The organism is Streptococcus sp. A34, assembly GCF_043674115.1.
In the GTDB taxonomy this organism is placed as follows: Bacteria; Bacillota; Bacilli; order Lactobacillales; family Streptococcaceae; genus Streptococcus; species Streptococcus suis_V.
This window is the reverse complement of the sequence record NZ_JBIMJM010000008.1, coordinates 35,849-59,170: the sequence shown is the minus strand read 5'-3', so window position 1 is coordinate 59,170 and position 23,322 is coordinate 35,849. Positions and strand designations below refer to the sequence as shown.

Here is a 23,322-nt window from a genome sequence, read left to right as displayed (position 1 = left end):
CATCAAAAATGAGAGAACGAATTTCGTCCTCTCTAGGTGTTAGCTTTTCATCTACCCACTACAGTTGACAAAGAGCCGGATTTCCAAGCTCTTTTACTATTGGAAAGCTAGACTAGCAACTAGTCTAGACCTTTCCTTCTTTCATTTCCTTCAAATACTCCTTGGATTCGGCAATCCAGGTTGGGAGGGCCTTGGCCAGAGGCTCAAAGCCAATCTTATAGCGGTCGTTGGTAAAGCGGTGGTGTCTTGGGATTTTTTGGCGTTCTTCTTCCAAGGTCCGCATAGATAGACTAGCCTTGTGCGAATATTCATCATAGTCAACGACTTGGACCAGAACTTCCTGGCCCATTTTAATAAAATGGTGGATATTATCAACAAAGCCTGTCTTGATTTCAGAAATATGGATAAGCCCAATCTGACCGTTCTCTAATTCAACAAAGGCACCGTAGGGCTGAATACCCGTCACTTTCCCTTTGACTTTATCACCAATATTCATCTTAGTCCTCGATTTCAATACTTTCGATGACAACATCTTCATGCGGACGGTCTGAACCATCTGTCTCTACAGCCGCAATGGTATCCAATACCCTATAAGATTCTTGGTCCATCAAATGTCCAAAGACCGTGTGGCGTTGATCCAGGTGCGGTGTTCCACCATTTTCAGCATAAAGAGCCGCAATTTCCTTAGGCCAACCACCGCGCTCCAATTCCTTGGCATTGTAAGGGAAATTCTGGTTCTGCACGATGAAAAATTGACTGCCGTTGGTATTGGGACCTGCATTGGCCATAGAAAGAGCACCACGCAGGTTGAAGGCCTCCATAGAAAATTCATCCTCAAAGGACTCACCGTAGATAGACTCACCGCCCATACCTGTACCAGTCGGGTCGCCACCTTGAATCATGAAATCCTCGATAATACGATGGAAAATAATGCCGTCATAGTAACCATCTTTTGACAGGGCAACAAAGTTCGCCACTGTTTTTGGTGCAATTTCTGGGAAGAGCTTGATGGTCATGCTACCGTGATTGGTCTTGATGCGGGCAACTGGTCCCTCTACATTTTCCAAGTCTAATTGTGGGAAGTATTTTTCTTTTTCTACCAAACCTAATTTCTCCAAGGCATCAAAAATGCCGTCTTCTTCTACTGTTTTTGTAATATAATCTGCATGTTTTTGCAGTTCTGGGTGGGAATGCCCCATGGCAATACTGATGCCAGCATATTGGAAGAGCTCGATGTCATTAAGACCATCGCCAAAGACCAAGACATTTTCTGGTTTGAGACCAAGCTTTTCAACGATTGCGGCTACCCCTGCTGCCTTAGAGGCAGACTTGAGGACAATGTCTGATGAAATGGCATGCCAACGGACACTGCGTAAGTCGCTCTGCAATTCCTCCGGTAAGACCACTTCCTGACCTTCCTGCTCGAAGGTCCACATTTGGTAAATATCCTGGCCCTTGTAAAAATCAGGGTCTGTCTCCAGATTATCATAAATGGGGTCAATGGCCTGACTAATCCGCTGGTCACGGAAGGACAGAGTGGCTTTTTCAGCGCTCATAACCCCATAGTCAATCCCCACTTGCTTGGTCCAAGCAATATATTTCTCAATCAAATCCGGTGCAATCGGAGCCTTACGAATGACATTGCCTTTGGCATCTTCTACATAAGAGCCGTTTATCATAGCAAAGTAATCCGGCTGCAAGGCCTGGATTTCTGGCACAACACCATATTTGGCCCGACCAGAGGCAATCCCTGTCAAGATGCCTTTTGCTTTCAGTGATGCAAAGACCGTCGGAATAGTGTCCGGAATAAATCCAGTCTCCACCAAGCGCAAGGTATCATCAATATCGAAAAATACCAACTTAATCTTCTTGGCCTTGTATTTTAATTTTGCGTCCATCTATTCTCCCCCACTTTTGTTTTTCATTGAGTATGACTGCCTACCATTATATCACTAATCTTCATCCTGTGCCACCAGTCCATGTTGAAAGGCATAGACAACAGCCTGGGTCCGGTCGCTGACAGCTAGTTTAGACAGAATATTGGAAACATGGGTTTTCACCGTTTTGAGGGAAATGAAGGATTCATCTGCAATCCGCTGGTTATCATAACCCTTGGCAAGCAGGGCTAAAATCTCCCGTTCACGTACGGTCAAATCATCATGCAGGTCTGGATAACGCTTGTGGTGCTCGACCTTCTTCTCCACTTCTGTTTCAATGGCAAATTCCCCACGCGCCACCTTGCGAATGGCAGAGAGAATCTCGTCGGCACTAGAGGTTTTGAGCATATAGCCCTTTGCACCAGCCTCAAGAACTGGATAGATTTTTTCATTGTCCAAATAAGAAGTCAAAATCACAATCTTGACATCCGACCATTCCTTCAAGAGGGCCAGAGTCGCCTCTACCCCTGTCATCTTGGGCATGACCAGGTCCATAACAACCACATCTGGACGCAAATCCAGTGCCTTAGCCAAGCCTTCCTCGCCATCGCTGGCTTCTGCGACAACCTCCACATCAGCCTGTAAATTCAAATAACTTTTCAATCCTAGTCGGACCATCTCGTGGTCATCAACCAGCATCACTCGAATCGTCTTCATCTTCTTTTCCTTTCAGTAGTGGGATACGAATGTCAATGGCAACCCCTTTGTTGGGAGCCGTCCGAATCTTGATAGTCCCTGCCATATCTTCCACCCGCTCGCGGATGTTTTGGAGGCCATAGCTGAGCTCCCCATCATCTTCCTGCTGGAAACCAATGCCATCATCTGTCATTTTGAGCTGTAATTCTGTCTCCTTCTGAATCAAGTAGACATCCAGTTGCTTGGCCTTGGCATGGCGCAAGGTATTGGAAATAATCTCCTGGGCAATGCGGAAGAGGTGCTCTTCTATCAGCTTAGGCAATTCTTCTACTTCATGCTGGAAGTGGACCTGGATACTACTCTTGTCGCTGACTTCCCGCAGAATCACATCAAAACCTTCAACCAGGGTCTTACCTTCCAGCTCACTAGGTCGTAAGTGCAGGAGCAAAATCCGCAAATCCCGCTGGGCCGACTCAATCATGTCCTTGACCAAGACCAGCTGCTCTTGCAGGTTTTCTTTCGGTATGGTGGATAGATTTGATGCCAGACCTGATAAAATCATGCTGGTCGCAAAGAGTTCCTGGCTGACCGTATCATGCAGGTCACGGGCAATTCGCTTGCGCTCCCCCTCGACAATTTCTTCCCGTTTGACTAGGTCCTGGTTGTCAATCAATTGGACCTGCCTGGTCAAACTGCGCATTTTCTCAGATAGGTGTAGGAGCAATTGGTCCTCGTCGCTATCAACCCTAATGGGCTGGTGATTGCTGATTTGCTTAATCTTCATTCTCATGGTCTGCGTGGATAGGAAACTGACCGTCTGAACCAAGATAGATAGAAAGATTGTCAAGAGTACCAGGAGCGAAATCAAGGTCACATAGAGCTGGTCATTGGCCGTCCAAAAGGACATGTCAAATAAGGAATAGCCCAACAAGGGAAGGACTGAGGCAAGGATGACGATAACAATCAGCCCGGCATACCAAATGAGAAAAAATAGCGTTCCTTTCTTCATCATACCCGCACGACCTCCACATCGCCATAGAGGCTATTGATAACAACCTTGACCCGCTTATTGGCAGAAGAATAGTCAGGGGTCGCAATCGAAAAACTCTCATTTCGCAAATCCCAATGTGCATCGCCTAAAAAATAGACACGTCCATACAGACTAGAGGCAGACAGGGATAGCTCGACATCAATAGGAATGATAATTTTAGTCTTACCAAAAGTCTTACGGATAACAACCACATTATCCCGACCAATTAGAACCGTCTGATCCAGGTCAACAACGTCATTGCCAAACAGGCGGATAATATTGATATCCTCAAAACCATACTGGTCCTGGGAATGATCTTTATGACCAAACCACTGGGACTTTTGATGCTGGGATTGAATATGCTGGTCCCCCAGAACTATCTGGGAATACTGGTACTGCTTCTCATAGCGTGAAAAGAAATTAACCAAAATATAGACCACCATCAGCAAAACACCGATAATGAAATAAATATTGAGGAAAAAGACTAAAAATATGAGAGAAAGGGCCGTTGTTAGTAGGGCATTAAGCCCCTTTCTACCTGTGATATACCAGAATAGAATTAGTATCACTGCGATTAGGAGAAGAGTCCGTGCCGTCTCACTGGCCAGGGTATCAAAAAAGGCCAGCGTAAATAAAATACTCTCTATCAGTATAAAAAATTGGATTTTTTTCATGTAAGGATCCTCTCCCAATATTCTAACAGATTTTAGCAGGATTTGTCTCCTACCCGGGTAGGAATTTTAAGAAAAAAGAGAGGACAAAGCCCCTCTTAGTCTGAATTATTTGATGAAGACGTACTAGTCGTCGTTGATTCTTCTGTCGAGCTAGTGCTACTACTGCTGGACTCTGGTGTCACCGTAGGAATGGATACATAAATTGTGACAGAGTCAGTAATAGGTTGACCTGGCAGAGGACTTTGTCCTACGACCAGATTTCGCTCACTAGTCGAATAACTCGAATCTTCCACGCGCTCAATACTTTTAATTCCCAAAGCTTCCAGCTGTTTTCTAGCATCTGAGTAGGAAGTCGTCAAGATACCAAAATCTGGCATGAGTGGTCGTTGACCTTTTGAAACAATGAGAACCAGGCTAGAACCCTTAGAAACACTGGTATTGGCTGCAGGGTCTGTTCCGATTACCTGACCAGCTTCTAAGTAGTCGCTGTATTCTTCCTTGGTCGAAGAAACCTTCAAACCGACAGCTTCTAGGGCATGGGTAGCATCATTCACACTACGTCCAGATACATCCGGTACATCAACTGGCTCAGCCCCTCTGGAAACAACCAAGACAACGGTTGAACCTTTTGGCTGACTGGTCTCCCATTCTGGCTTGGTCCGAATCACCCGGCCCTGTTTGACCTTCTCGCTATACTCTTCTTCCACTTCCACTTTGAAGCCAAGGGCCTCTAGTTTTTCCTGGGCTTTTGCCAATTCATCACCAGACAAATCAGGAATGTTGACACCTTCTTCCATGGCAATGACAATATTGACACGGGAACCTTCTTTGCGCTTGGAATTAGCAGCAGGTGTTGTCCGAATAACTTGACCTTCTGCGACTTCCGTCGAAGCTTCATTGGTCACCGTACCCACGCGCAATCCGGCTGTCTCAATCTCCTCCGTCGCAACTTCCAAGGTTTGCCCCACAACATTCGGCACTGTCACTGTGGCTGGAGTGTTAAAAAGAATGGCGAAGAAGGCCGCCAAGAGAAGGCCAATAGCAATCATCAACACCTTATAGCGGGTACGAATCCTCTTTTTTGCCTTGGGCTTCTTGGCTGATGACGTCGGCTTAGTTTTTGGAGCAACTGCTGCTGGAGCTGGTGAAGACTCCACTGGTGTATCTACTTTTTTCTCTGAAGCAACCTGGGATAATTTAGGCAGGGTTTTTGAATCCACCTTGTTTTCATCCAACACCACCCGCTGCTCATTGCGGCGATTGTAGGACAAGGCTGAAGCCATATCCGTGTACATTTCCGCAATGGACTTGTAGCGGTCTGTCAATTTCTTGGCTGTTGCTTTTAAGACAACATTTTCCAGAGCCTGCGGTACGTTTGGATTGGCCTCGCGGACAGATGGCATGGGCTTTTGGAAATGCTGGAGAGCAATGGTTACAGCGCTATCGCCATCAAAAGGAATTCGTCCTGTCAACATCTCAAAGAGAATGACCCCCATGGCATATATATCACTTTGCACTGTAGCCTTGGATCCCCGCGCCTGTTCTGGCGAGAGATAGTGAACCGAGCCCAGCATCGAATTTGTCTGGGTCAAACTGGTCTCTGCAAAGGCAACCGCAATCCCGAAATCCGTTACCTTGGCCACGCCATCTTGCGTTAGAAGGACGTTCTGAGGTTTCAAATCCCTATGGATAATACCGCGGGTGTGAGCCATACGTATAGCTAGCAAGATTTGCCCCATGATACGGACCGCATCATCATTATCCAAGGGTGAATTTTCCTGGATATAGCGCTTCAAGTCCAGGCCATTGACATATTCCATGGCCAGGTATTGCTGACCATCTTCCTCACCAATATCCGTAATCCGTACGATATTTGGGTGATTGAGATCAGCCATGGCTCTGGCTTCACGCTGAAAACGTTGAACAGCAATTTGATCTGTCTGGTAATTGGTCCGGAGAACTTTTACAGCAACCTCCTCACCATCCAAAATCAGATCCTTTGCCAGGTAGACATCAGCCATTCCTCCTCGGCCTATCTGCCGAATGACCCGATACCGACCGGCAAAAATCTTACCGATTTGGATCATTAGTTAGCCTCCTCCGTGATATGAAGGATGGCAACCGTGATATTGTCCAAACCACCAGCATTATTAGCAAAACGAACCAGGGTCTCTGCCTTGCTTTCCAGCGAAACATCACTCAAGAGGATATCGCGAATATCCTCTGTCGAGACCATATTGGTCAAGCCATCACTGTTGATTAACACGTAATCCCCAACTTCCAAGGTCTTCAAGGCAATATCTGGTTCAACCGGGTCCGCCTGACCAATGGACTGGGTCACAATATTCTTCTGAGGATGGTTCTGCGCCTCTTCTTCTGTCAATTGACCCGCTCGCATAAGAGCTCCAACCAAGGAATGGTCACTGGTCAAGCGTTCATATTCTTCATTATGAACGATACCGATTCTAGAGTCCCCGATATGGGCATAAATCATCTGATTGTCAATAACCACAACCGCTTCTAAGGTTGTTCCCATGCCCTTGTATTCTTCAGTCTGACCCAATTGATAAATCTTTTGATTTTCCTGCTCAATGATGTCAACCATCCATTCACGGACTTCGTTGAGGGTCATAATTTGAGTATCTACCCAGGCAGCACCAAGGTCTGTGGCTGTCATTTCACTAGCAATATGGCCTGCTCGATGACCTCCTAGTCCATCTGCTAGAATAATCAAGTCAATTCCTGCTCGGTTGACATAACGATTGACATAATCCTGGTTATTTGATCGTTTTTGTCCAACATCTGTAAGTAATGCAATTTCCATAAGTTTCTTGTTGCTAAGCAACAGCCTCCTTTTCTAGAATCGTCTTCTCAGCTGACCAATGAAAAAGCCATCTGTCTGAAAAAGTTCAGGGGTAATCAGTATCATTCCTTCTGTCACAATTGATGATTCTGGATGTGTTAATGCAACTTGTTCAAAATCAGGATGACTGTCTAAAAATTCTCGAAGAACTTCCTGATTTTCTTTTGCAATAATGGTACATGTGCTATAGGTTATTATACCACCTTTTTTAATGGTTTGGCAAACGCTGTCCAGTATCTGCAACTGGATTTTTTTCAATGCTTCAAAATCCTGACCAGCCTTATTATAGCGAATATCTGGCTTACGACGGATAAGCCCGATGCCGGAGCAGGGAGCATCCACCAAAATCTTGTCAAAACTATCTGGACCAAAGACTTCATGCACCCGACTGGCATCCAATTTTTGAGTTTCAATCTTATCGGAAAGGCCCAGGCGGTCCGCATTTTCCTGGATAAGAGCCAGCTTGTGGTCATATAGATCCAAGGCCACCACTTTCCCACTATCCAGGTAAGACGCCATGTGGCAGGTCTTACCACCAGGTGCCGCACAAGCATCCAGTACGACTTCATGGCCCTCAAGTTGCAAGGTCGGAGCCACCAGCTGGCTGGTCTCGTCCTGAATGGTCAAAAGACCGGACTTGAAAGCCTCCGTCCCAGCAAAATGTCCATGGGACTTGACTAGGCCAACAGGAGACAAGTGCGACCGCTCCGCTCCCAATGCTGCCTGCAAATCATCCAGACAGCTAGTATCTGTTACACGGACACTAGCCTTATTACGCTGGTGCAGGCTAGCAAAAATCTTCTCCGCCCTCTCATCACCATATTCCGCAACCAAGGTCTGAACCAGCCAGACTGGGACAGAATATTGAACTGACAAACGCTTGTTCTTCCGCTTAATACTAGCTGGGTCAGGCAGGTCCGCCTGGCTGATTTTCCGCAAGATGGCATTGACAAATTTGTCCGTTCCCTTGCTACGCTTGGCTAACTCCACCGCCTCATTGACCACGGCATGGACAGGCAATTTGTCCAAGTAAAGCAGCTGGTACAAGCTCAGCATGAGCAAGTAATAAACCCAGTTGTCCAGCTTGTCCCGGTCATCGATAAAGTGGGCCAGATACCATTCCAGCGTAATTTTTCGTGACACCGTACCATAGACCAATTCCGTAGCCAGCCCCTTGTCCTGGGCTGACAGGTTGGTTCCTTCCAAGGCCTTGTTGAGGGCGATATTGGAGTAGGCTCTCTGTTCAAAGACCTCTGTCAAGACCGCCAGAGCCAGTCCACGCGCTGTTTGCTTACTGTTCACCAAAGACATCTCCTACCTCAATCTCACGGCCAGCCCCATTCAAAAAGTCCGCAATCGTCATCTTGGGCTTGCCCGCTGGCTGAACGGTTTTTAGGGAAATAGCAGAGCTGCCACAGGCGATGACCAGTGTTTTCTTAGTCTTTTCAATGACCTGACCTGGTCTGCCAGCCCCTTCCACTTCCAAAGCCTCCTGAATTTTAAAGCGCCCTCCCTGCCAATAGGTATGGGCAACCGGCCAAGGATACATACCACGAATCTGATTAAAAATCTGGCGTGCAGACTTGGCCCAGTCCAAAACTTCCTCCTCAGGCTGAATATTGGGCGAGAAGGTCACATGTGCAAGGTCTTGTGCCACCGGCTTGATGTCGCCAGCCATATAACCCGGCAAGGTTTTCAAAAGCAGGTCACGACCGACCACCGCTAGTTTTTCAAAAAGGGTGCCGACATTATCTGTCTCTTCAATGGTAATGCTGTCGCTTGAAATCATGTCGCCCGCATCCATTTCCTTGACCATTTCCATAATAGTCACTCCGACACGCTCATCTCCGTTGATAAGGGCATAATGAATGGGCGCGCCACCGCGGTACTTGGGCAAGAGCGAGGCATGGACATTGACCGCAAAGTCAACAGAATCCAGCAGCTTGGTCGGTAAAAATTGACCAAAGGCCGCTGTCACAATTCCGTCCGCTCCCAATTCCATAATGTCCGCCATTTCCTGGCTGCCTGATAATTTTTCCGGCTGGTAAACAGGCAAGTCGTACTCCAAGGCCACCTGCTTGACCGGTGTCATTTGGATGGTTTTCTTGCGCCCAACCGCTCGGTCAGGCTGGGTCACCACCGCCAAAACCTCATAGGAGCCCTCTGCCAAAATACCTTTCAAAACAGTCGCTGAAAACTCAGGCGTTCCCATAAAAATCAATTTTGTCATCTCTGCTCCTTCATCCTCTATTTAGTATCCCTTAATTATACCATTTTTATGGATAATTGCCTTAACTGGGACTTGAAATCTAGATAGCAAAAAGGCTGGACACACCTGTCCAACCTCATATATTGTACCTCAAGAACAGATACTGTCAATGTTCAAAGAGTATCACATCATATTTTGCGGTTCATTATCAATCACCAGGCGCAAGTCCTGGTTGTCCCGCTCCTGGGTCCAGTCCAAAATCCGATTGAGGACCTGCTCCAGCTGCTCCTCCCGCCGGTACTTGAGAATGATTTGATAATGGTAAAGATTATGGGTACGGGCGATAGGCTTGGGCGTCGGCCCCAAAATCTGAATCTGCTCCGTCAAGTTCTCCCGCAAGAGCTGCACCGTCTCATAGGCCTTTTTGATGACAAGATCCTCCGACTTATGAGAAAAGGTCAAGCCCACCGTGAAATAGTAAGGTGGATAGCCCAGACTTTTCCGAATGCTCATCTCATACTGATAGAAGCCCTCGTAGTCCTGGTTCTTGGCAAAGGCAATGGCATAATGATTGGGATTGTAGGTCTGGATAATGACCTCCCCCTCCTTGTCTGCCCGACCTGCTCGACCAGCCACCTGGGTCAATAATTGGAAGGTCCGCTCGGATGACCTGAAGTCTGGCAAATTCAGCGCCGTATCCGCATTGAGCACCCCTACCAAGGTCACATTTGGAAAGTCCAGTCCCTTGGCAATCATCTGGGTCCCCAGCAAGATATCTGCCTCCTGTCGACCAAATTTCTCCAAAAGGGCCTCATGGGCACCTTTTTTCTTGGTCGTGTCCACATCCATCCGAAGGATACGAGCATTCGGCAGCAATTCCTGCAACTCATCATAGGCCTTCTGGGTCCCCGTACCGTAGTAGCGAATGGCCCGACTCTGACAGTTAGGACAGACCTGGGGAATGGGCTTTTGAAAATTGCAATAGTGGCAATTCATAGACCGGCTGTCCATGTGCAGGGTCAAAGAAATATCACAGTTTGGACACTGGTCCACCGTCCCACAATCCCGACACATGACAAAGGAAGAATAGCCACGGCGATTGAGCATGAGGACCACCTGCTCCTTACGAGCCAGCTTTTCCTGGATTTTTTCTATCAAAACCGGCGTAAAATTACTAGCCTCATGCTGGCCGATATAATCTCTGAAATCAATGACCTGGACCTCTGGTATCCTGGCCTGCGGATTGGCCCGCTGATTGAGGACCAGCCTACCGTAAAGACCGCGACTGGCACGGGCACGAGTTTCTAGGCTTGGCGTAGCCGACCCCAAAACCAGGACAGCCTGGTTGTAGTCCGCCCGCAGCTTTGCCACGTCTCTGGCATGGTAGCGAGGATTGGAGTCCTGCTTATAGGTCGCCTCATGCTCCTCATCGATGATAATGGCTCCTAGATTTTTTAAGGGAGCAAAAATCGCCGACCTGGCACCGACCACCACCTGGGCCTCCCCCCGCTCAATCTTACGCCACTCGTCGTACTTCTCCCCGTCTGACAGGCCTGAGTGCAGGATGGCCACCTGCTGGCCGAAACGCGCGATAAAACGATTGGTCATCTGGGGCGTCAGCGAAATCTCCGGCACCAGCATGATAGCCGTCTTACCCATCTTGAGGACCTGGTCAATGACCTGCAGATAGACCTCTGTCTTGCCAGAGCCTGTCACCCCCTGCAGCAGATAGGTCTGGCTCTCCTGGCCGACCTTGGACAGGATTTCCTTGACCGCTATGGCCTGCTCTGGATTGAGGGAAAGCGCCTGGCTGACCCCTACCTTATCAAAGAGAGCTTGGGTCCGCGAGACCTCCTCCTCCCAGACTTCTATATAGGCATTTTCTTGGAAATAGCGGAGCGTATCAGCTGAAAAGTCCTTTTTCAAGCTGGCTAGAGGCTGTTCATCAGAATGTTCCAGTAAGTAGGCCTTCAAAGCCAGCCGTTTCTTGGCACGGGCGGGTATCTCTGCTTGCATGAGCTGGTCCCGATTTACCCGGTACCATTTTTCAGTCTTGATTTGCTTTTTGTCCTTGGCCACATAGTCGACCAAGATTTTGCCTGCCTGGGCAAGCCGCATGATGCGGGCCTGCTCAGACACATCCAGGTCTGAAAAACGGACCTGGTCCCTACCGCCAAACAGGCTTTCCTGCTCTGCTATTTCCAAACCAAGCCCAGGACGGAGAATTTTGTCATAGGTTGAGTTGAGGAGGCTGGGTAGCATGGCCTTGAGCAGGGTGATTTTGTAGGCGAATACCGTCTTGCGCATCTGGTCTGCCAGCCAAAATTGCTCCTTGTTGAGGACTGGCGAATAGTCCAGCACTTCCACAATGGGCTTGATGTCCTGGGTCCCCTCTGGCAATTCCTCAGTCAAGCCGACCACGATGCCCTGAATCAGCCGATTACCCTTTCCAAAGGGCACATGGACTCGGATACCAGGTACAATTCCCGCCTCAAATTCTTCAGACACTAGATAGGTATAGGCTTGATCCGTCTGCATTAGCGGCACGTCTACGATAATCTGTGCGTACATAGGTCCTCCTTTCGTGATGGTTTGGAGAGGTTTTACTCTCTTATCAATGGTTCAATAAATACTTCAAAAGACTGTCAAATGGAAAAGAAACCCGGATGGTCCCCCAGCCGAGTTTTGAATTTAGATTTTCTCGCCGTCTTCTTTTTCTTTGGCGATTTGTTCTTTGATTTTGCGCTCTTCTTCTTCAGCCAAGCGTTTTGCTTCTTCAGCCTTGCGACGAACAGCCTCACGTTTCGCTTCTGGGTCTGGATGGATGACCACATTGCCTGCCTCGATTTCTTCCAAGGCACGGAGGGTTGATTTTACAGAAGTAAATTCTTGCGTTGGCTTAGCGCCTGCCTCCAATTCGTGAGCACGCTTAGCCTCTAAAATAACCAATGAATACTTAGATGGTACCTTGTCCAACAAGGTATCAATAGACGGTTTTAACATCATAGAACTTATTCTCTTTTCTAAACTTAAATATTTTTAATCATATCGTTGTACTTGCCAATCACACGGTCCACACGGAAATGTTCCGCCTCAATCACGCGCTTGACCAATTCCGCTGCCTTTGGCACCTCATCATTGACAATGGCATAGTCATACTCACGCATGAGAGCAATCTCTTCCTTGGCACGCTCAATCCGCTGGGCAATAACCTCTTCCGAGTCTGTCCCACGACCGACCAAACGGTCTTTGAGCTCTTCCAAATCTGGCGGAGTTAGGAAAATAAAAACTGCATCTGGCACTTTTTTCTTGACCTGGAGGGCACCCTGAACCTCAATCTCAAGAAAGACATCGATTCCCTTATCCAGGGTTTCATTGACATAGGTCAAGGGTGTACCGTAGTAGTTGCCAACATACTCAGCGTATTCCAGCATTTGTCCCTGACGAATCAACTCCTCAAACTCCTCTCGGCTCCGGAAATGATAATCAACCCCGTCCACCTCACCTGGACGCTGAGCCCGGGTCGTCATAGACACCGAATACTCAAATTTATTACCTGGATGGCTAAAAATTTCCTGCCGAACTGTTCCTTTCCCTACACCAGAAGGACCGGAAAATACGATGAGTAAGCCTCTTTCCTGCATGTTATCTCCTTTAAATCTTTCATTCTAGTGTAGCAAAATTCTCAGCAAATATCAACTGATTTTAAATCTGGAAACCAGATTTTTCCGGCTCTTGAAGAACAACAAAAAGAGCCGAAGCTCCTTCTGTCTTATTTTGCAATGTCAGTTGCTCGTGTTTCACGGATGACCGTAATCTTGATATTTCCTGGATAATCCAGATTATTTTCAATTTTCTCACGGACATCATGAGCCAGAATCGTAATCTTATCATCACTGATTCTATTTGGATGAACGATAATCCGAATCTCACGACCTGCCTGGATAGCATAAGCCTGCTTGATGCCGTCAAAGCTATTAGCAATTTCTTCCAGGTCTTGGAGACGCTTGATATAGGCCTCCATCGATTCACGACGTGAACCTGGACGAGCTGCACTCAAGGCATCCGCTGCTGCAACAATCACAGCAATAGTGCTAGTTGCTTCCACATCACCGTGGTGGCTGGCAACCGTATTGACAACCACTGGATTTTCCTTGTATTTCTTGGTCAATTCTGTACCAATCTCAACGTGGCTACCGTCCACCTCGCGGTCAATCGCCTTACCGACGTCATGCAAGAATCCAGCACGGCGGGCCAAATTAACATTCTCACCCAACTCTGCAGCCAAAATACCTGACAACTTGGCCACCTCAATCGAGTGACGGAGCACATTCTGACCGTAGGAGGTACGGAAATGCAGACGTCCCATAATCTTAATCAAGTCAGGATGCAGGTTAGGAGCGCCTACTTCATAGGCAGCCGCTTCACCATATTCACGGATGCGGTTATCCATCTCAACACGGTATTTCTCCACCAACTCCTCGATACGAGCCGGGTGGATACGACCGTCCTGAAGCAGGGTCTCCATGGTCATCCGCGCGATCTCCCGGCGAATCGGGTCAAAACCGGAAAGGACAACTACCTCAGGCGTATCATCAATGATAACGTCAATCCCTGTCAAGCTTTCAAAGGTACGGATGTTGCGACCTTCGCGACCGATAATTCGGCCCTTCATGGCATCATCCGGCAGATGAACCGAGGTAATAGTTTGTTCCGCAACATATTCACCCGAAATTCGCTGCATGGCCTGCGCTAGAAGGTCTTTGGCCATCTTATCAGACCGCTCTTTGACCTCTCGCTCAGCCTCCTTGATACGGGTTGCAATCTCGTGGGTCAATTTATCACGAGTCGCTGCAAGAATCTGCTCTTTGGCTTCTTCCTGGCTCAGCGAAGCAACACGTTCCAACTCAAGAGCTTTCTGCTCTTCTAATTTCGCGACTTCTTGCTCACGCTCATCAATATGTTTAGTTTTATCCGTCAGGCTTTGTTCTTTTTGCTCCAAAGCCTTCTCTTTGTTTGTTAAATTATCATCTTTACGATCTAAGCTACTCGCACGTTCAGTCAATCGTGACTCAATTTGCTTTAATTCTTGTCGTTCTGATTTAAATTCATTTGCTACTTCTTCTCGATATTTACGAGCCTCTTCCTTGGCCTCCAAGAGTAATTCTTTTTTCAAGGTTTGGCGATCACGCTCAGCTGTTTTTAAAATAGCTTCAGCTTGATCTTCCGCACGACCACGAACATTACTTGCTTCTTGTTCAGCATTCAAAAGTGTCAATTCTGCAGTTTCTTTTGCAGCTTTCATCTTCAAAGAAATGGCAAAGTAACCAATTACTAAACCAATGAGAGCAGAAATCAAGGTCACTACAAGTGTAATGATATCCATCTTCCTACCTCTTTCAATTTTATTTTGCATTACACAAAATCTGAATCTATTTTACCATAATTTAAACGATTTCACAATTGCAAATTGACAAATATGGTATAATGTTTTCATCAACCCAAATGGAGGAAATTATGACCAAAGAAGTTATTGTAGAAAGTTTTGAACTGGACCACACTATCGTCAAAGCCCCGTATATCCGCTTGATTTCTGAGGAGATTGGACCAAAGGGAGATGTCATCACCAACTTTGATATTCGCCTCATCCAACCCAATGAAAATGCCATGGATACAGCGGGGTTGCACACCATTGAACACCTGCTGGCTAAGCTGATTCGCCAACGGATTGACGGACTCATCGACTGCTCACCTTTCGGTTGCCGAACCGGTTTTCACATGATTATGTGGGGCAAGCAAGATTCTGTCCAAATCGCTGAAGTCATTAAATCTAGTTTGGAAGAAATCGCAGACGGCATTAGCTGGGAAGATGTTCCTGGGACAACCATCGAGTCTTGTGGTAACTACAAGGACCACAGCCTCCATTCTGCCAAAGAATGGGCCAAACTAATCCTTTCTCAGGGCATTTCGATAGATGCCTTTGAACGAAAACCCATTTAAGGAGCTTGGTATGAAGAAAATCCTTCTTGTTGCTCTGGCACTGGCTAGCCTGATGATGCTGTCAGCTTGCGGTAACAAGACAGTTTTTGACACCAACTACACCTTCAATTACGCCCAGGTCAAACTTCCCGATGGAAGCGTCAAGACTGGTAAGGTCAAAGAGTGGACTGATTACAGCGATGGCGACCAATTGCAAATTCGCTTTGAAGACGGAACGACCTATCTCGTCCATTCCAGCCAGGCAGTTTTGTCTGTAGATGAAATTGAAACCACACCATAACATCAAAAAAAGCGGTCTCCCGCTTTTTTTGATGTTCCTAATAATCTAAGGCATCCGCATTTCCACGCGCATTTCCGACAAAGTAACCGGTCTTAGCATTGATAGAAAAGAGATAGGTGCCATCTGGTTTAAACATATTGTAGTAGCCATTACCGTTGATGATATTGACCTTCTCCAAGATATACTGATTACCTGTGATATAGCCACGTTTTTGAGATGTTTCGACAATTTTTTCCAAAATACCTGGGTTAAAGGTCCAAGCAGGATTGTTAACGTCATCAATCATGGCTTGGTTATAAGGCACGCGGCTCAAGTGACGTTGCAAGGTCACACCAGGAGGAACTGGAATCCCGAATTGGGATGCTGCATTTTGCACTTCGGCAGGACTTGTTGACGCGCTGGCAAGCGCTGATGCTGCACTTGATTCTGCAGGAGCTGGTGCTGGGGTTCCAGCCTGGGCAGCTGGCGCTGCTTGTTCAGCCGGTGCGACCGCTCCAGCAACAGCCTGTTGGTTTTCCTCTTGTGATCGAGCAAAGTTTACAGCTGAAGTGATCGTCGCATCAACACCGCTGATTCCAGTCGCAACCGCTTCTAGAGTTGCTCCAGCCTTAACAGTCGCCGTGGTATCCAATTCGCCATCAACAAGAATCGGCTTATCAAATTGTTCATTGATGCCGTTGACAGCTGCGATAGCTTTTTCTAATTTATCATAGTTGGCCTTGGCTTCCTTATAAGCATCACTGTCTGGATCAATCTTGTCCAAGAGTGCCTTTAATTCCTCTAATTTACCAAATTCTGAATTCTTCAATTTAGACAAGCTCGAATCCGTAAAGAAGCTCTCGTACAGCTTGGTAAAGTCTGTAAACTCGGATGGAGTTGAGCTTGATGAGGTTGTACTAGAAGACTGTTTGGTCGAACTTGATGACGAAGTGCTAGAAGCTGTCTGACCTGCATTATTTTGGTTCATCCAGAAAAAGAGGGAAGCCAAAATAGCAATCAATGCCGCCAAGAGGGTTCCAAAAATCCAGAATCCTTTTTTCTTGGGCTTTTCTTCGGATCCATCTGTCAAATCAAAATAAGCGACTTCTTCTGCAGGAGTTTTTAGAGGCTCAACAACAGGGCTTGACTCAACTGGCTTCGGTTCTTCTTGTGAATGTGCTGCCACAGCTGCAGCTGCCGTTTCCAACTCATCCGAAGTCAAGCTAGCTGATTCAACCACCGGAATAACAGTCGAATCCTTGATGACAGGGATTGTTCTTGTCTCAAATTTTTGAGATTCAATCTCATCTCGGTGTTGCTTGATGTAGCGGTCTAAAAGGCCATCCGTATCGGTAATGCCAGCCTCAATTTCCTGCTGTTTTTGTGCTGCCTGACCGATGGTCATATCTTTTGCTGCTTCAAAGTCCAGAATCTGCTCGTCCTTAACTGGCTCTGCTTGTGCCTTCTCATGTTTCTTTGACATATCTACCTCACTTTATTTTATGAACGTTTTACTCGTTGACCAAAGAATTGATACAAGTCAACCTTCAGCGTACCATTGTATAATTTCCGTTTTTTATCTGCTTGTTTTCCAAACCGCTGCTCAAATTGCTCGTCGCTGGTCAAGATAAATTTAGACCATGTTTTCAAAGGCTCAAAGGTTTGCCCCATTTCTTGGTAGAGCTTGATAATGGCCTCATCATCCAACAAACGCTCACCGTAAGGTGGGTTTGAAATAATAACACCATTTATCTTGTCTGTATGCAAGTCCTGCAGGCGCATTTGCTTAAAGACAATATCTTGGTCTACTTCGGCCGCAAAGGCATTTTTCTTGGCCATTTCAACCATACGGGCATCGATGTCTGAACCGGCAATGTCCAAGACTAGGTCAGATTTAACCGCTGCCTGCGCATTTTTGCGAGCTTGTGCAACCAGCTCCTCATCAACCCAAGGCCATTCTTCAAAGGCAAAACTGCGTTTGAGCCCCGGAGCCATATTCTTAGCCAACATGGCCGCCTCAATACAGAAAGTGCCCGAACCACAAGTCGGATCAATCAAAGGCTTGTCTGGGTACCAGTTAGACAGCTGTAAAATGGCTGCCGCCATATTTTCCTTAATGGGTGCGCCACCTTTTTCAACGCGGTAGCCACGTTTGAAGAGGCTGGAACCCGTCGTGTCAATCAATACCGTGGCCACATCTTTCAGGATGGAGACTTCAATCTTAAACTCTGCCCCAACTTCCTGCAAGGGAACGCCTTCTGGACGCGAAAAATGCTTTTGCAACTTTTTCACGACAGCCTTTTTAGAAATGGCCTGTACACTCGGCTCATTGTGGAGCTTGGATTTGACACATTTGGCTTTTGAAATAGGAAATTTACTGCCCAAGGGTAGATAGTTTTCCCAGTCCAAGGCAAAGACCCCCTGGAAGAGTTCCTCAAAGGTGCGTGCGGGAAAACTCCCCACGATAATTTTAATCCGGTCTGCCGAACGCAACCAAAGGTTGGTTTCAATGATAGATTTGACATCACCTTGGAAACGCACGCGCCCATTTTCAACCTGACAGTCGTAGCCCAGTTCTCGAATTTCACGACCAACGACCGCCTCTAAACCAGCCGCCGCTGTCGCAATCAATTCAAATTGTTTTTTCATCTTTTTCCTCTATAATAAAAGCTAGCAAAGCTAGCCACCTATTATGCAATTTTCTATAAGCCATGTTTTGTTCCAGTGGTACTAGGTCCTACCACCTTCGATAATCATCTGTCTACCGCTTACGCAGTCAGGATTTCTGTTCTACTCTGGGAGTACCGTTCCATCCATCCCATGCCCCGACCAAAGTTTGGGTTGCTAGCTTGAGGGGTTTACCGCGTTCCATTTTTTACGTTTCCATAAAAACTTCGTCACTGTGGCACTTTCAGGCCTACTCTGGCATATCCAAGGACGTAGCCATTTTAACCGCCGTAACGTCAAAGACGTCCCTAGGCTTATTGGTTCGCCTAGCACAAACACTACCAGCATTGCAGCTGGTGCTAGCATGGACTTTCCTCATGGTAGATTACTACCACGCGATTATCCGAAAATTACACATGTCTATCTACTACTCTTGGGCAATCTGTTTACCAAAGACTTCTTTCTCCAGACGATTGATGCGACGGAGAATATCAAAGTTTGTGGCTGAACTCATCCGCTCTGCACGGAAAGCTTCTGGCTCCTCTGCAACAGGGGCTGGTTGACGAGAAGTATTTGCCAGCTGGGCTTTAAGCCTAGCGATCTCGCCCTTCAATTCCTTTACAATGGCTTCATAGGCATCGTAATCCTTCATGATTTCATCAAGAAAATCATTGACCTCGTCTTGATCATAACCACGAAAACCAATCTTAAAATCCTGCTCAAAGATATCCTTTGTCGTCAACTTAATACTCGCCATCTGTCTCATCCTTTTCTTTAAACATCACTACTTCTATTATATTAAAAAAAATAAGGAAAAATCAAGCCAAATCACTCAGAATTAGAAAAATTTTCCGCTACTTCATTTAAATCATCAAAACTCAGTACCTTAACAGTATAATCTTCTTTGTTTACGATTGAAGTATAGAGATATTTCAAGTTTGTTTCATTTTCAGGATCATAGAATAAATAGGCTCCCTCCGTATGGTCCAACAAGAACTGGTTAATCAGCTTAAATTGCCCAGGATTTTCATAGCAAACATAGAGGTATTTAACAAAATCGACCTGCTTAAATCGGGCTAGCTTGACTTGGTTAGCTTCGTTCCAATTCTCTCCATGGCTTTCAAAGGAAAAAATGGTAGCTATCTGAAAGTCATAGCCTTCCTGCCTCAAATCCAACAAAACTTCCAAACACCAATACTCAAAGCCCAGATTTCCAGTCAGAATAAACCACTCTACCCCATCATTTTCTAAAAACTTGATCAGGTCTCTGCGAATAGCCTCTTTGATGATGACTAATTTTGTATCCTTATCTGAAAAAATTCCCAAATCAGTATGACGATAGCCTGTTACTAAAAGGCTCTTGATGTGCATTTCTTGTACTCTTTTCCCTAATTATGGTATAATATGCTGATATTATTTTATCAGTAAGGAGTTCTATGGTCAATTATCCTCATCAGATAAATAGGAAAATCACTAGAACAAAAAAAGATTCTGCAAAGGAAACGGTTAATTTTGCCAATCGTGGGATGTCCTTTGAAGCTGCTATCAATGAGAGCAATGCTTACTACCTTTCCCATGGAATTGCGGTCATCCATAAGAAACCGACCCCTGTCCAGATTGTCAAGGTAGACTACCCAAAACGAAGTCGGGCCAAAATTGTCGAAGCTTATTTCAGACAGGCCTCAACAACGGACTATTCCGGCGTTTTCAAGGGACATTACATTGACTTTGAAGCCAAGGAAACCCGTCAGAAGACCTCCATGCCCATGAAAAACTTTCATGCCCACCAGTTGGAACATATGCAGGAAGTTGTCAAGCAAGGCGGTATCTGCTTTGTCCTTCTACACTTTTCAGAATTAAAAGAATCTTACTTACTCCCGGCAAAAGAGCTGATAGATTACTATCAAGCTGTTCAGGGCAATAAATCCATGCCCTTGCACTATGTTCGCGAGCATGGCTATGCCTTTCAGTTAGGGACCCATCCCAGCGTCCCCTATCTGACCATTGTCGAAGAAAAACTATTAGGTGGTGACTCAGTTGAAAAATCCAACCCTTAAGAAAGCACTCTTGCTTATCACAAACGTCGGAATTATCGCATTCTTAACAACGGTAATTATCGGTGGTCTTGTGACCCTATTCTTTATCTTTACAGCTCCTAAACTGACAGAAGACTCTCTTACTGCGACCGTGTCGAGTAAGATTTATGACAAGGACGGGGCTCTAATTGCGGACTTGGGGGCAGAAAAACGTTCCAATGCTACTACTGCTGAAATTCCGACCGACTTGGTCAACGCTATCATAGCCATTGAAGACCAGCGTTACTTCAACCACCGCGGTGTAGACGTCATTCGTATCGCTGGCTCCTTCCTCAATAATCTACGAGGAGGACGTCTTCAAGGGGGGTCGACACTGGATCAGCAGTTGATTAAGTTGACCTACTTCTCAACATCTGCCCAGGACCAAAATATTAAGCGGAAAATCCAAGAAGCCTGGATGGCTCTACAGTTGGAAAGACGAAATACCAAGCAGGAAATTTTGACGTACTACATCAATAAAGTGTATATGTCAAACGGAAACTATGGTATGAAGACGGCTGCCAAGACCTTCTACGGAAAAGAACTCAATCAATTGACCCTTCCTCAATTGGCTCTACTGGCAGGTATGCCCCAGGCTCCTAACCAATACGACCCCTACACTCAGCCAGAAACTGCAAAAGCACGTCGGGACTTGGTTCTAGGAGAAATGTTAGAAGAAAAATACATTACGGCTGAACAGCACGAGCAGGCAGTCCTATCACCGGTGACAGACGGTCTCCAGCCCCTGTCAAATGCACCCGCCTATCCAGCCTACATGGACAACTACCTGAAAGAGGTTATCAATGAAGTCGAAGAAAAAACCGGCTACAATCTCTTAACCACAGGTATGGAGGTCTACACCAACGTTGACTCAGCTGCCCAACAACAGCTCTGGAATATCTATAACACAGACATGTACGTGGCCTATCCAGATCCAACCTTCCAGGTAGCTTCAACTGTTATCGATGTTACCAACGGACACGTCGTTGCCCAGCTCGGCGGGCGTAATCAAAACAGTAATTCTTCATTCGGTACCAACCAAGCCGTTGAAACCAACCGCGACTTTGGTTCTACTATGAAGCCAATTACAGACTACGCACCTGCTATTGAAGAGGGTATTTATAAATCGACTGCTGACACTATATTGGATGCGCCTTATAATTATCCCGGCACTACCACTCCAGTCAATAACTGGGATAATGCTTACTTCGGCAATGTGACCCTCAAAACAGCCATCCAATCTTCTCGTAATACCACTGCCATCAAGGCACTACAGGCTGTTGGTTTAGAAAATTCATTAAAATTCTTGAACAAGCTCGGTATCGACTACCCAGAAATGTTCTATTCTAATGCTATTTCCAGCAACACAACCAATCCTGATAAAAAATACGGTGCTAGTAGTGAAAAAATGGCCGCAGCCTATGCTGCCTTTGCTAACGGTGGTACCTACTACAAACCACAGTATGTCAACAAGATTGTCTACACCGACGGAACAACTACTGAGTTTGAACCTGAAGGCAGTCGTGCAATGAGCCCTGAAACAGCCTACATGATGGTCGATATGTTGAAGAGCGTATTGACATCTGGCCCAGGTACTAATGCTGCCATCTATGGCATTCCTCAAGCTGGTAAAACCGGTACTTCCAACTACCCAGACGATGAGATGAAGGAAATCATTGCCTCTACTCCTGGAGCAAGTTATAGTAGTATAGTTGTTCCTGACGAGAACTTCGTTGGCTTCTCTACTAAATACTCTATGGCTGTCTGGACAGGATACAGCAATCGTAAGATTCCAGTATTGGATAGTGGCATGCGTGTCGCAACCGATGTCTATCGGAATATGATGACTTATCTAAATCCTGTTGGAACTGCAGATTGGGAAATACCTGACGGTCTCTACCGTTATGGAAACAACGTCTACATAAACGGCTATACTGGTCCAGTTTATAACTACTATAGCTATAGCAGGACAACCAGTGAGACGAGCGAAGAGTCCTCAACGGAACCTACAACTAGTGAGGATACGAGTACTGAAAATTCTAGCGATGCTCAATCAACAGAAACTGGTTCCGAAACAGGCAATTCTTCTGAACAACCAACCACTCCATCTGCTGACTCACAAGGTCAGTAAGACTCAACCTTGAAAGGCAACTATCGCCTTCCAAGGTTTTTCTTTTGTTGAAAATTATGATAAGATAGGACTATGAAACCCGAAGTATTTTACAAGACCTTGGCAGACCAAGGAATTCAATTAACAGAACAGCAGAAAAACCAATTCCACCGCTACTTTGAACTCCTAGTAGAATGGAACGAAAAAATCAACCTGACAGCTATTACCCAGGAAGAGGACGTTTATCTCAAGCACTTTTATGATTCTATTGCACCAATCCTGCAGGGTCATATCCAAAATCAAGCACTCAAACTCTTGGACATCGGGGCTGGTGCAGGTTTTCCTAGCCTGCCCATGAAGATTATCTATCCTGAGCTGGACGTGACCATCATTGATTCCCTCAACAAACGAATCAATTTCCTGCATCTTCTGGCTGAGGAGCTGGGCTTGGACAAGGTCCATTTCTACCATGGACGAGCAGAGGATTTTGCCCAGGACAAGCAATTCCGTGCCCAATTTGATATCGTGACCGCTCGCGCAGTAGCCCGCATGCAAATCCTATCAGAATTGACCATCCCCTATCTCAAGCTCAATGGCAAGCTGATTGCCCTCAAAGCATCCAGTGCCGAGGACGAATTAGCCCAGGCCAAAAATGCTCTCAACCTCTTGTTCGCAAAGGTCTTGGAGAATCATGATTATGAGCTGCCCAATGGCGACCCGCGTACCCTGACCATTGTCGAAAAGAAAAAGGAAACCCCGAACAAGTTTCCACGCAAGGCAGGCATGCCCAATAAACGACCACTATAAGAACCGGTATTCACAGCTCGGTGCCTGAGCACTTATCTACATGTACCTTACTTGT

22 protein-coding genes and 1 other RNA gene are annotated in these 23,322 nt (G+C 46.3%); 5 read left to right on the top strand and 18 right to left on the bottom strand.

The genetic code is table 11. The features are described 5' to 3' along the window. Positions 1-124: 124 nt before the first annotated feature. From ACHBGV_RS03990 to ACHBGV_RS03930, 13 genes are all read right to left on the bottom strand, one after another. Positions 125-496 (bottom strand): S1 RNA-binding domain-containing protein, encoded by a 372-nt coding sequence (locus ACHBGV_RS03990; protein ID WP_105111233.1) that lies wholly within the window; start codon positions 494-496, stop codon positions 125-127. Between the two features lies 1 nt (position 497). Further along, on the bottom strand, positions 498-1,898 hold the full coding sequence (locus tag ACHBGV_RS03985; RefSeq protein ID WP_172063256.1) for a Cof-type HAD-IIB family hydrolase: 1,401 nt from the start codon (positions 1,896-1,898) through the stop codon (positions 498-500). Positions 1,899-1,952: 54 nt separating this feature from the next. Then, positions 1,953-2,594, bottom strand: coding sequence for a response regulator transcription factor (locus ACHBGV_RS03980; RefSeq protein WP_105111231.1), 642 nt, complete (start codon positions 2,592-2,594; stop codon positions 1,953-1,955). Then, positions 2,566-3,582 carry a sensor histidine kinase gene (locus tag ACHBGV_RS03975; RefSeq protein WP_394735676.1) on the bottom strand — a complete coding sequence of 339 codons (1,017 nt, stop codon included), beginning with the start codon at positions 3,580-3,582 and terminating at the stop codon, positions 2,566-2,568. Before ACHBGV_RS03975 ends, ACHBGV_RS03980 begins: the two co-directional genes overlap by 29 nt. Then, positions 3,582-4,277, bottom strand: coding sequence for a cell wall-active antibiotics response protein LiaF (gene liaF / locus ACHBGV_RS03970; RefSeq protein WP_105123453.1), 696 nt, complete (start codon positions 4,275-4,277; stop codon positions 3,582-3,584). Before liaF ends, ACHBGV_RS03975 begins: the two co-directional genes overlap by 1 nt. Positions 4,278-4,372: 95 nt before the next feature. Next, positions 4,373-6,364: a Stk1 family PASTA domain-containing Ser/Thr kinase gene (gene pknB / locus ACHBGV_RS03965; RefSeq protein ID WP_394735674.1), complete on the bottom strand. Its 1,992-nt coding sequence runs from the start codon at positions 6,362-6,364 to the stop codon at positions 4,373-4,375. Next, positions 6,364-7,101, bottom strand: a complete 738-nt coding sequence (locus ACHBGV_RS03960; protein WP_105111228.1) for a Stp1/IreP family PP2C-type Ser/Thr phosphatase — start codon at positions 7,099-7,101, stop codon at positions 6,364-6,366. Before ACHBGV_RS03960 ends, pknB begins: the two co-directional genes overlap by 1 nt. A gap of 33 nt (positions 7,102-7,134) precedes the next feature. Further along, on the bottom strand, positions 7,135-8,451 hold the full coding sequence (gene rsmB, locus ACHBGV_RS03955; protein ID WP_394735673.1) for a 16S rRNA (cytosine(967)-C(5))-methyltransferase RsmB: 1,317 nt from the start codon (positions 8,449-8,451) through the stop codon (positions 7,135-7,137). Then, the gene (fmt, locus tag ACHBGV_RS03950; protein ID WP_394735672.1) at positions 8,432-9,370 is read right to left on the bottom strand and encodes a methionyl-tRNA formyltransferase; all 939 of its coding nucleotides are present in this window, start codon (positions 9,368-9,370) and stop codon (positions 8,432-8,434) included. Before fmt ends, rsmB begins: the two co-directional genes overlap by 20 nt. Before the next feature lie 162 nt (positions 9,371-9,532). Then, positions 9,533-11,920 (bottom strand): primosomal protein N', encoded by a 2,388-nt coding sequence (locus ACHBGV_RS03945; RefSeq protein ID WP_105161260.1) that lies wholly within the window; start codon positions 11,918-11,920, stop codon positions 9,533-9,535. Positions 11,921-12,040: 120 nt separating this feature from the next. Further along, a complete protein-coding gene (rpoZ, locus tag ACHBGV_RS03940; protein WP_105111224.1) occupies positions 12,041-12,355 on the bottom strand; it encodes a DNA-directed RNA polymerase subunit omega in 315 nt (104 codons plus the stop codon). Positions 12,356-12,378: 23 nt separating this feature from the next. Further along, complete coding sequence (gene gmk, locus ACHBGV_RS03935; RefSeq protein WP_105137380.1) at positions 12,379-12,993, bottom strand: guanylate kinase; 615 nt, start codon at positions 12,991-12,993, stop codon at positions 12,379-12,381. Between the two features lie 128 nt (positions 12,994-13,121). Then, positions 13,122-14,735 (bottom strand): ribonuclease Y, encoded by a 1,614-nt coding sequence (locus ACHBGV_RS03930; RefSeq protein WP_105111222.1) that lies wholly within the window; start codon positions 14,733-14,735, stop codon positions 13,122-13,124. A 131-nt stretch (positions 14,736-14,866) separates the two neighbouring features. Between ACHBGV_RS03930 and ACHBGV_RS03925 the strand changes: the two genes are divergently transcribed. Both ACHBGV_RS03925 and ACHBGV_RS03920 read left to right on the top strand, forming a co-directional pair. Continuing rightward, a complete protein-coding gene (locus ACHBGV_RS03925) occupies positions 14,867-15,349 on the top strand; it encodes an S-ribosylhomocysteine lyase (protein WP_105111221.1) in 483 nt (160 codons plus the stop codon). Between the two features lie 10 nt (positions 15,350-15,359). Further along, positions 15,360-15,629: a hypothetical protein gene (locus tag ACHBGV_RS03920; RefSeq protein WP_125265384.1), complete on the top strand. Its 270-nt coding sequence runs from the start codon at positions 15,360-15,362 to the stop codon at positions 15,627-15,629. Between the two features lie 37 nt (positions 15,630-15,666). On the opposite strand, the gene ACHBGV_RS03915 is transcribed toward ACHBGV_RS03920, so the two are convergent. The 5 genes from ACHBGV_RS03915 to ACHBGV_RS03895 form a co-directional block, all read right to left on the bottom strand. After that, the gene (locus tag ACHBGV_RS03915) at positions 15,667-17,091 is read right to left on the bottom strand and encodes a cell division site-positioning protein MapZ family protein (RefSeq protein ID WP_105111219.1); all 1,425 of its coding nucleotides are present in this window, start codon (positions 17,089-17,091) and stop codon (positions 15,667-15,669) included. 17 nt (positions 17,092-17,108) lie between these two features. Further along, positions 17,109-18,257 (bottom strand): class I SAM-dependent RNA methyltransferase, encoded by a 1,149-nt coding sequence (locus ACHBGV_RS03910; protein WP_105123444.1) that lies wholly within the window; start codon positions 18,255-18,257, stop codon positions 17,109-17,111. Positions 18,258-18,308: 51 nt separating this feature from the next. Then, positions 18,309-18,686: RNase P RNA component class B (gene rnpB / locus ACHBGV_RS03905), an RNA gene on the bottom strand. A 16-nt stretch (positions 18,687-18,702) separates the two neighbouring features. Then, complete coding sequence (gene gpsB, locus ACHBGV_RS03900) at positions 18,703-19,032, bottom strand: cell division regulator GpsB (protein ID WP_172022718.1); 330 nt, start codon at positions 19,030-19,032, stop codon at positions 18,703-18,705. Positions 19,033-19,103: 71 nt separating this feature from the next. Further along, positions 19,104-19,640 (bottom strand): DUF1273 domain-containing protein, encoded by a 537-nt coding sequence (locus tag ACHBGV_RS03895; protein ID WP_172059504.1) that lies wholly within the window; start codon positions 19,638-19,640, stop codon positions 19,104-19,106. 71 nt (positions 19,641-19,711) lie between these two features. Here ACHBGV_RS03895 and recU point away from each other — a divergent pair, with 71 nt between their 5' ends. From recU to rsmG, 3 genes are all read left to right on the top strand, one after another. After that, a complete protein-coding gene (gene recU, locus ACHBGV_RS03890) occupies positions 19,712-20,332 on the top strand; it encodes a Holliday junction resolvase RecU (RefSeq protein WP_105111215.1) in 621 nt (206 codons plus the stop codon). Between the two features lie 31 nt (positions 20,333-20,363). After that, positions 20,364-22,481 carry a penicillin-binding protein PBP1A gene (pbp1a, locus tag ACHBGV_RS03885; RefSeq protein ID WP_394735675.1) on the top strand — a complete coding sequence of 706 codons (2,118 nt, stop codon included), beginning with the start codon at positions 20,364-20,366 and terminating at the stop codon, positions 22,479-22,481. A 72-nt stretch (positions 22,482-22,553) separates the two neighbouring features. Then, a complete protein-coding gene (rsmG, locus tag ACHBGV_RS03880) occupies positions 22,554-23,267 on the top strand; it encodes a 16S rRNA (guanine(527)-N(7))-methyltransferase RsmG (RefSeq protein ID WP_172067951.1) in 714 nt (237 codons plus the stop codon). Positions 23,268-23,322 lie beyond the last annotated feature (55 nt).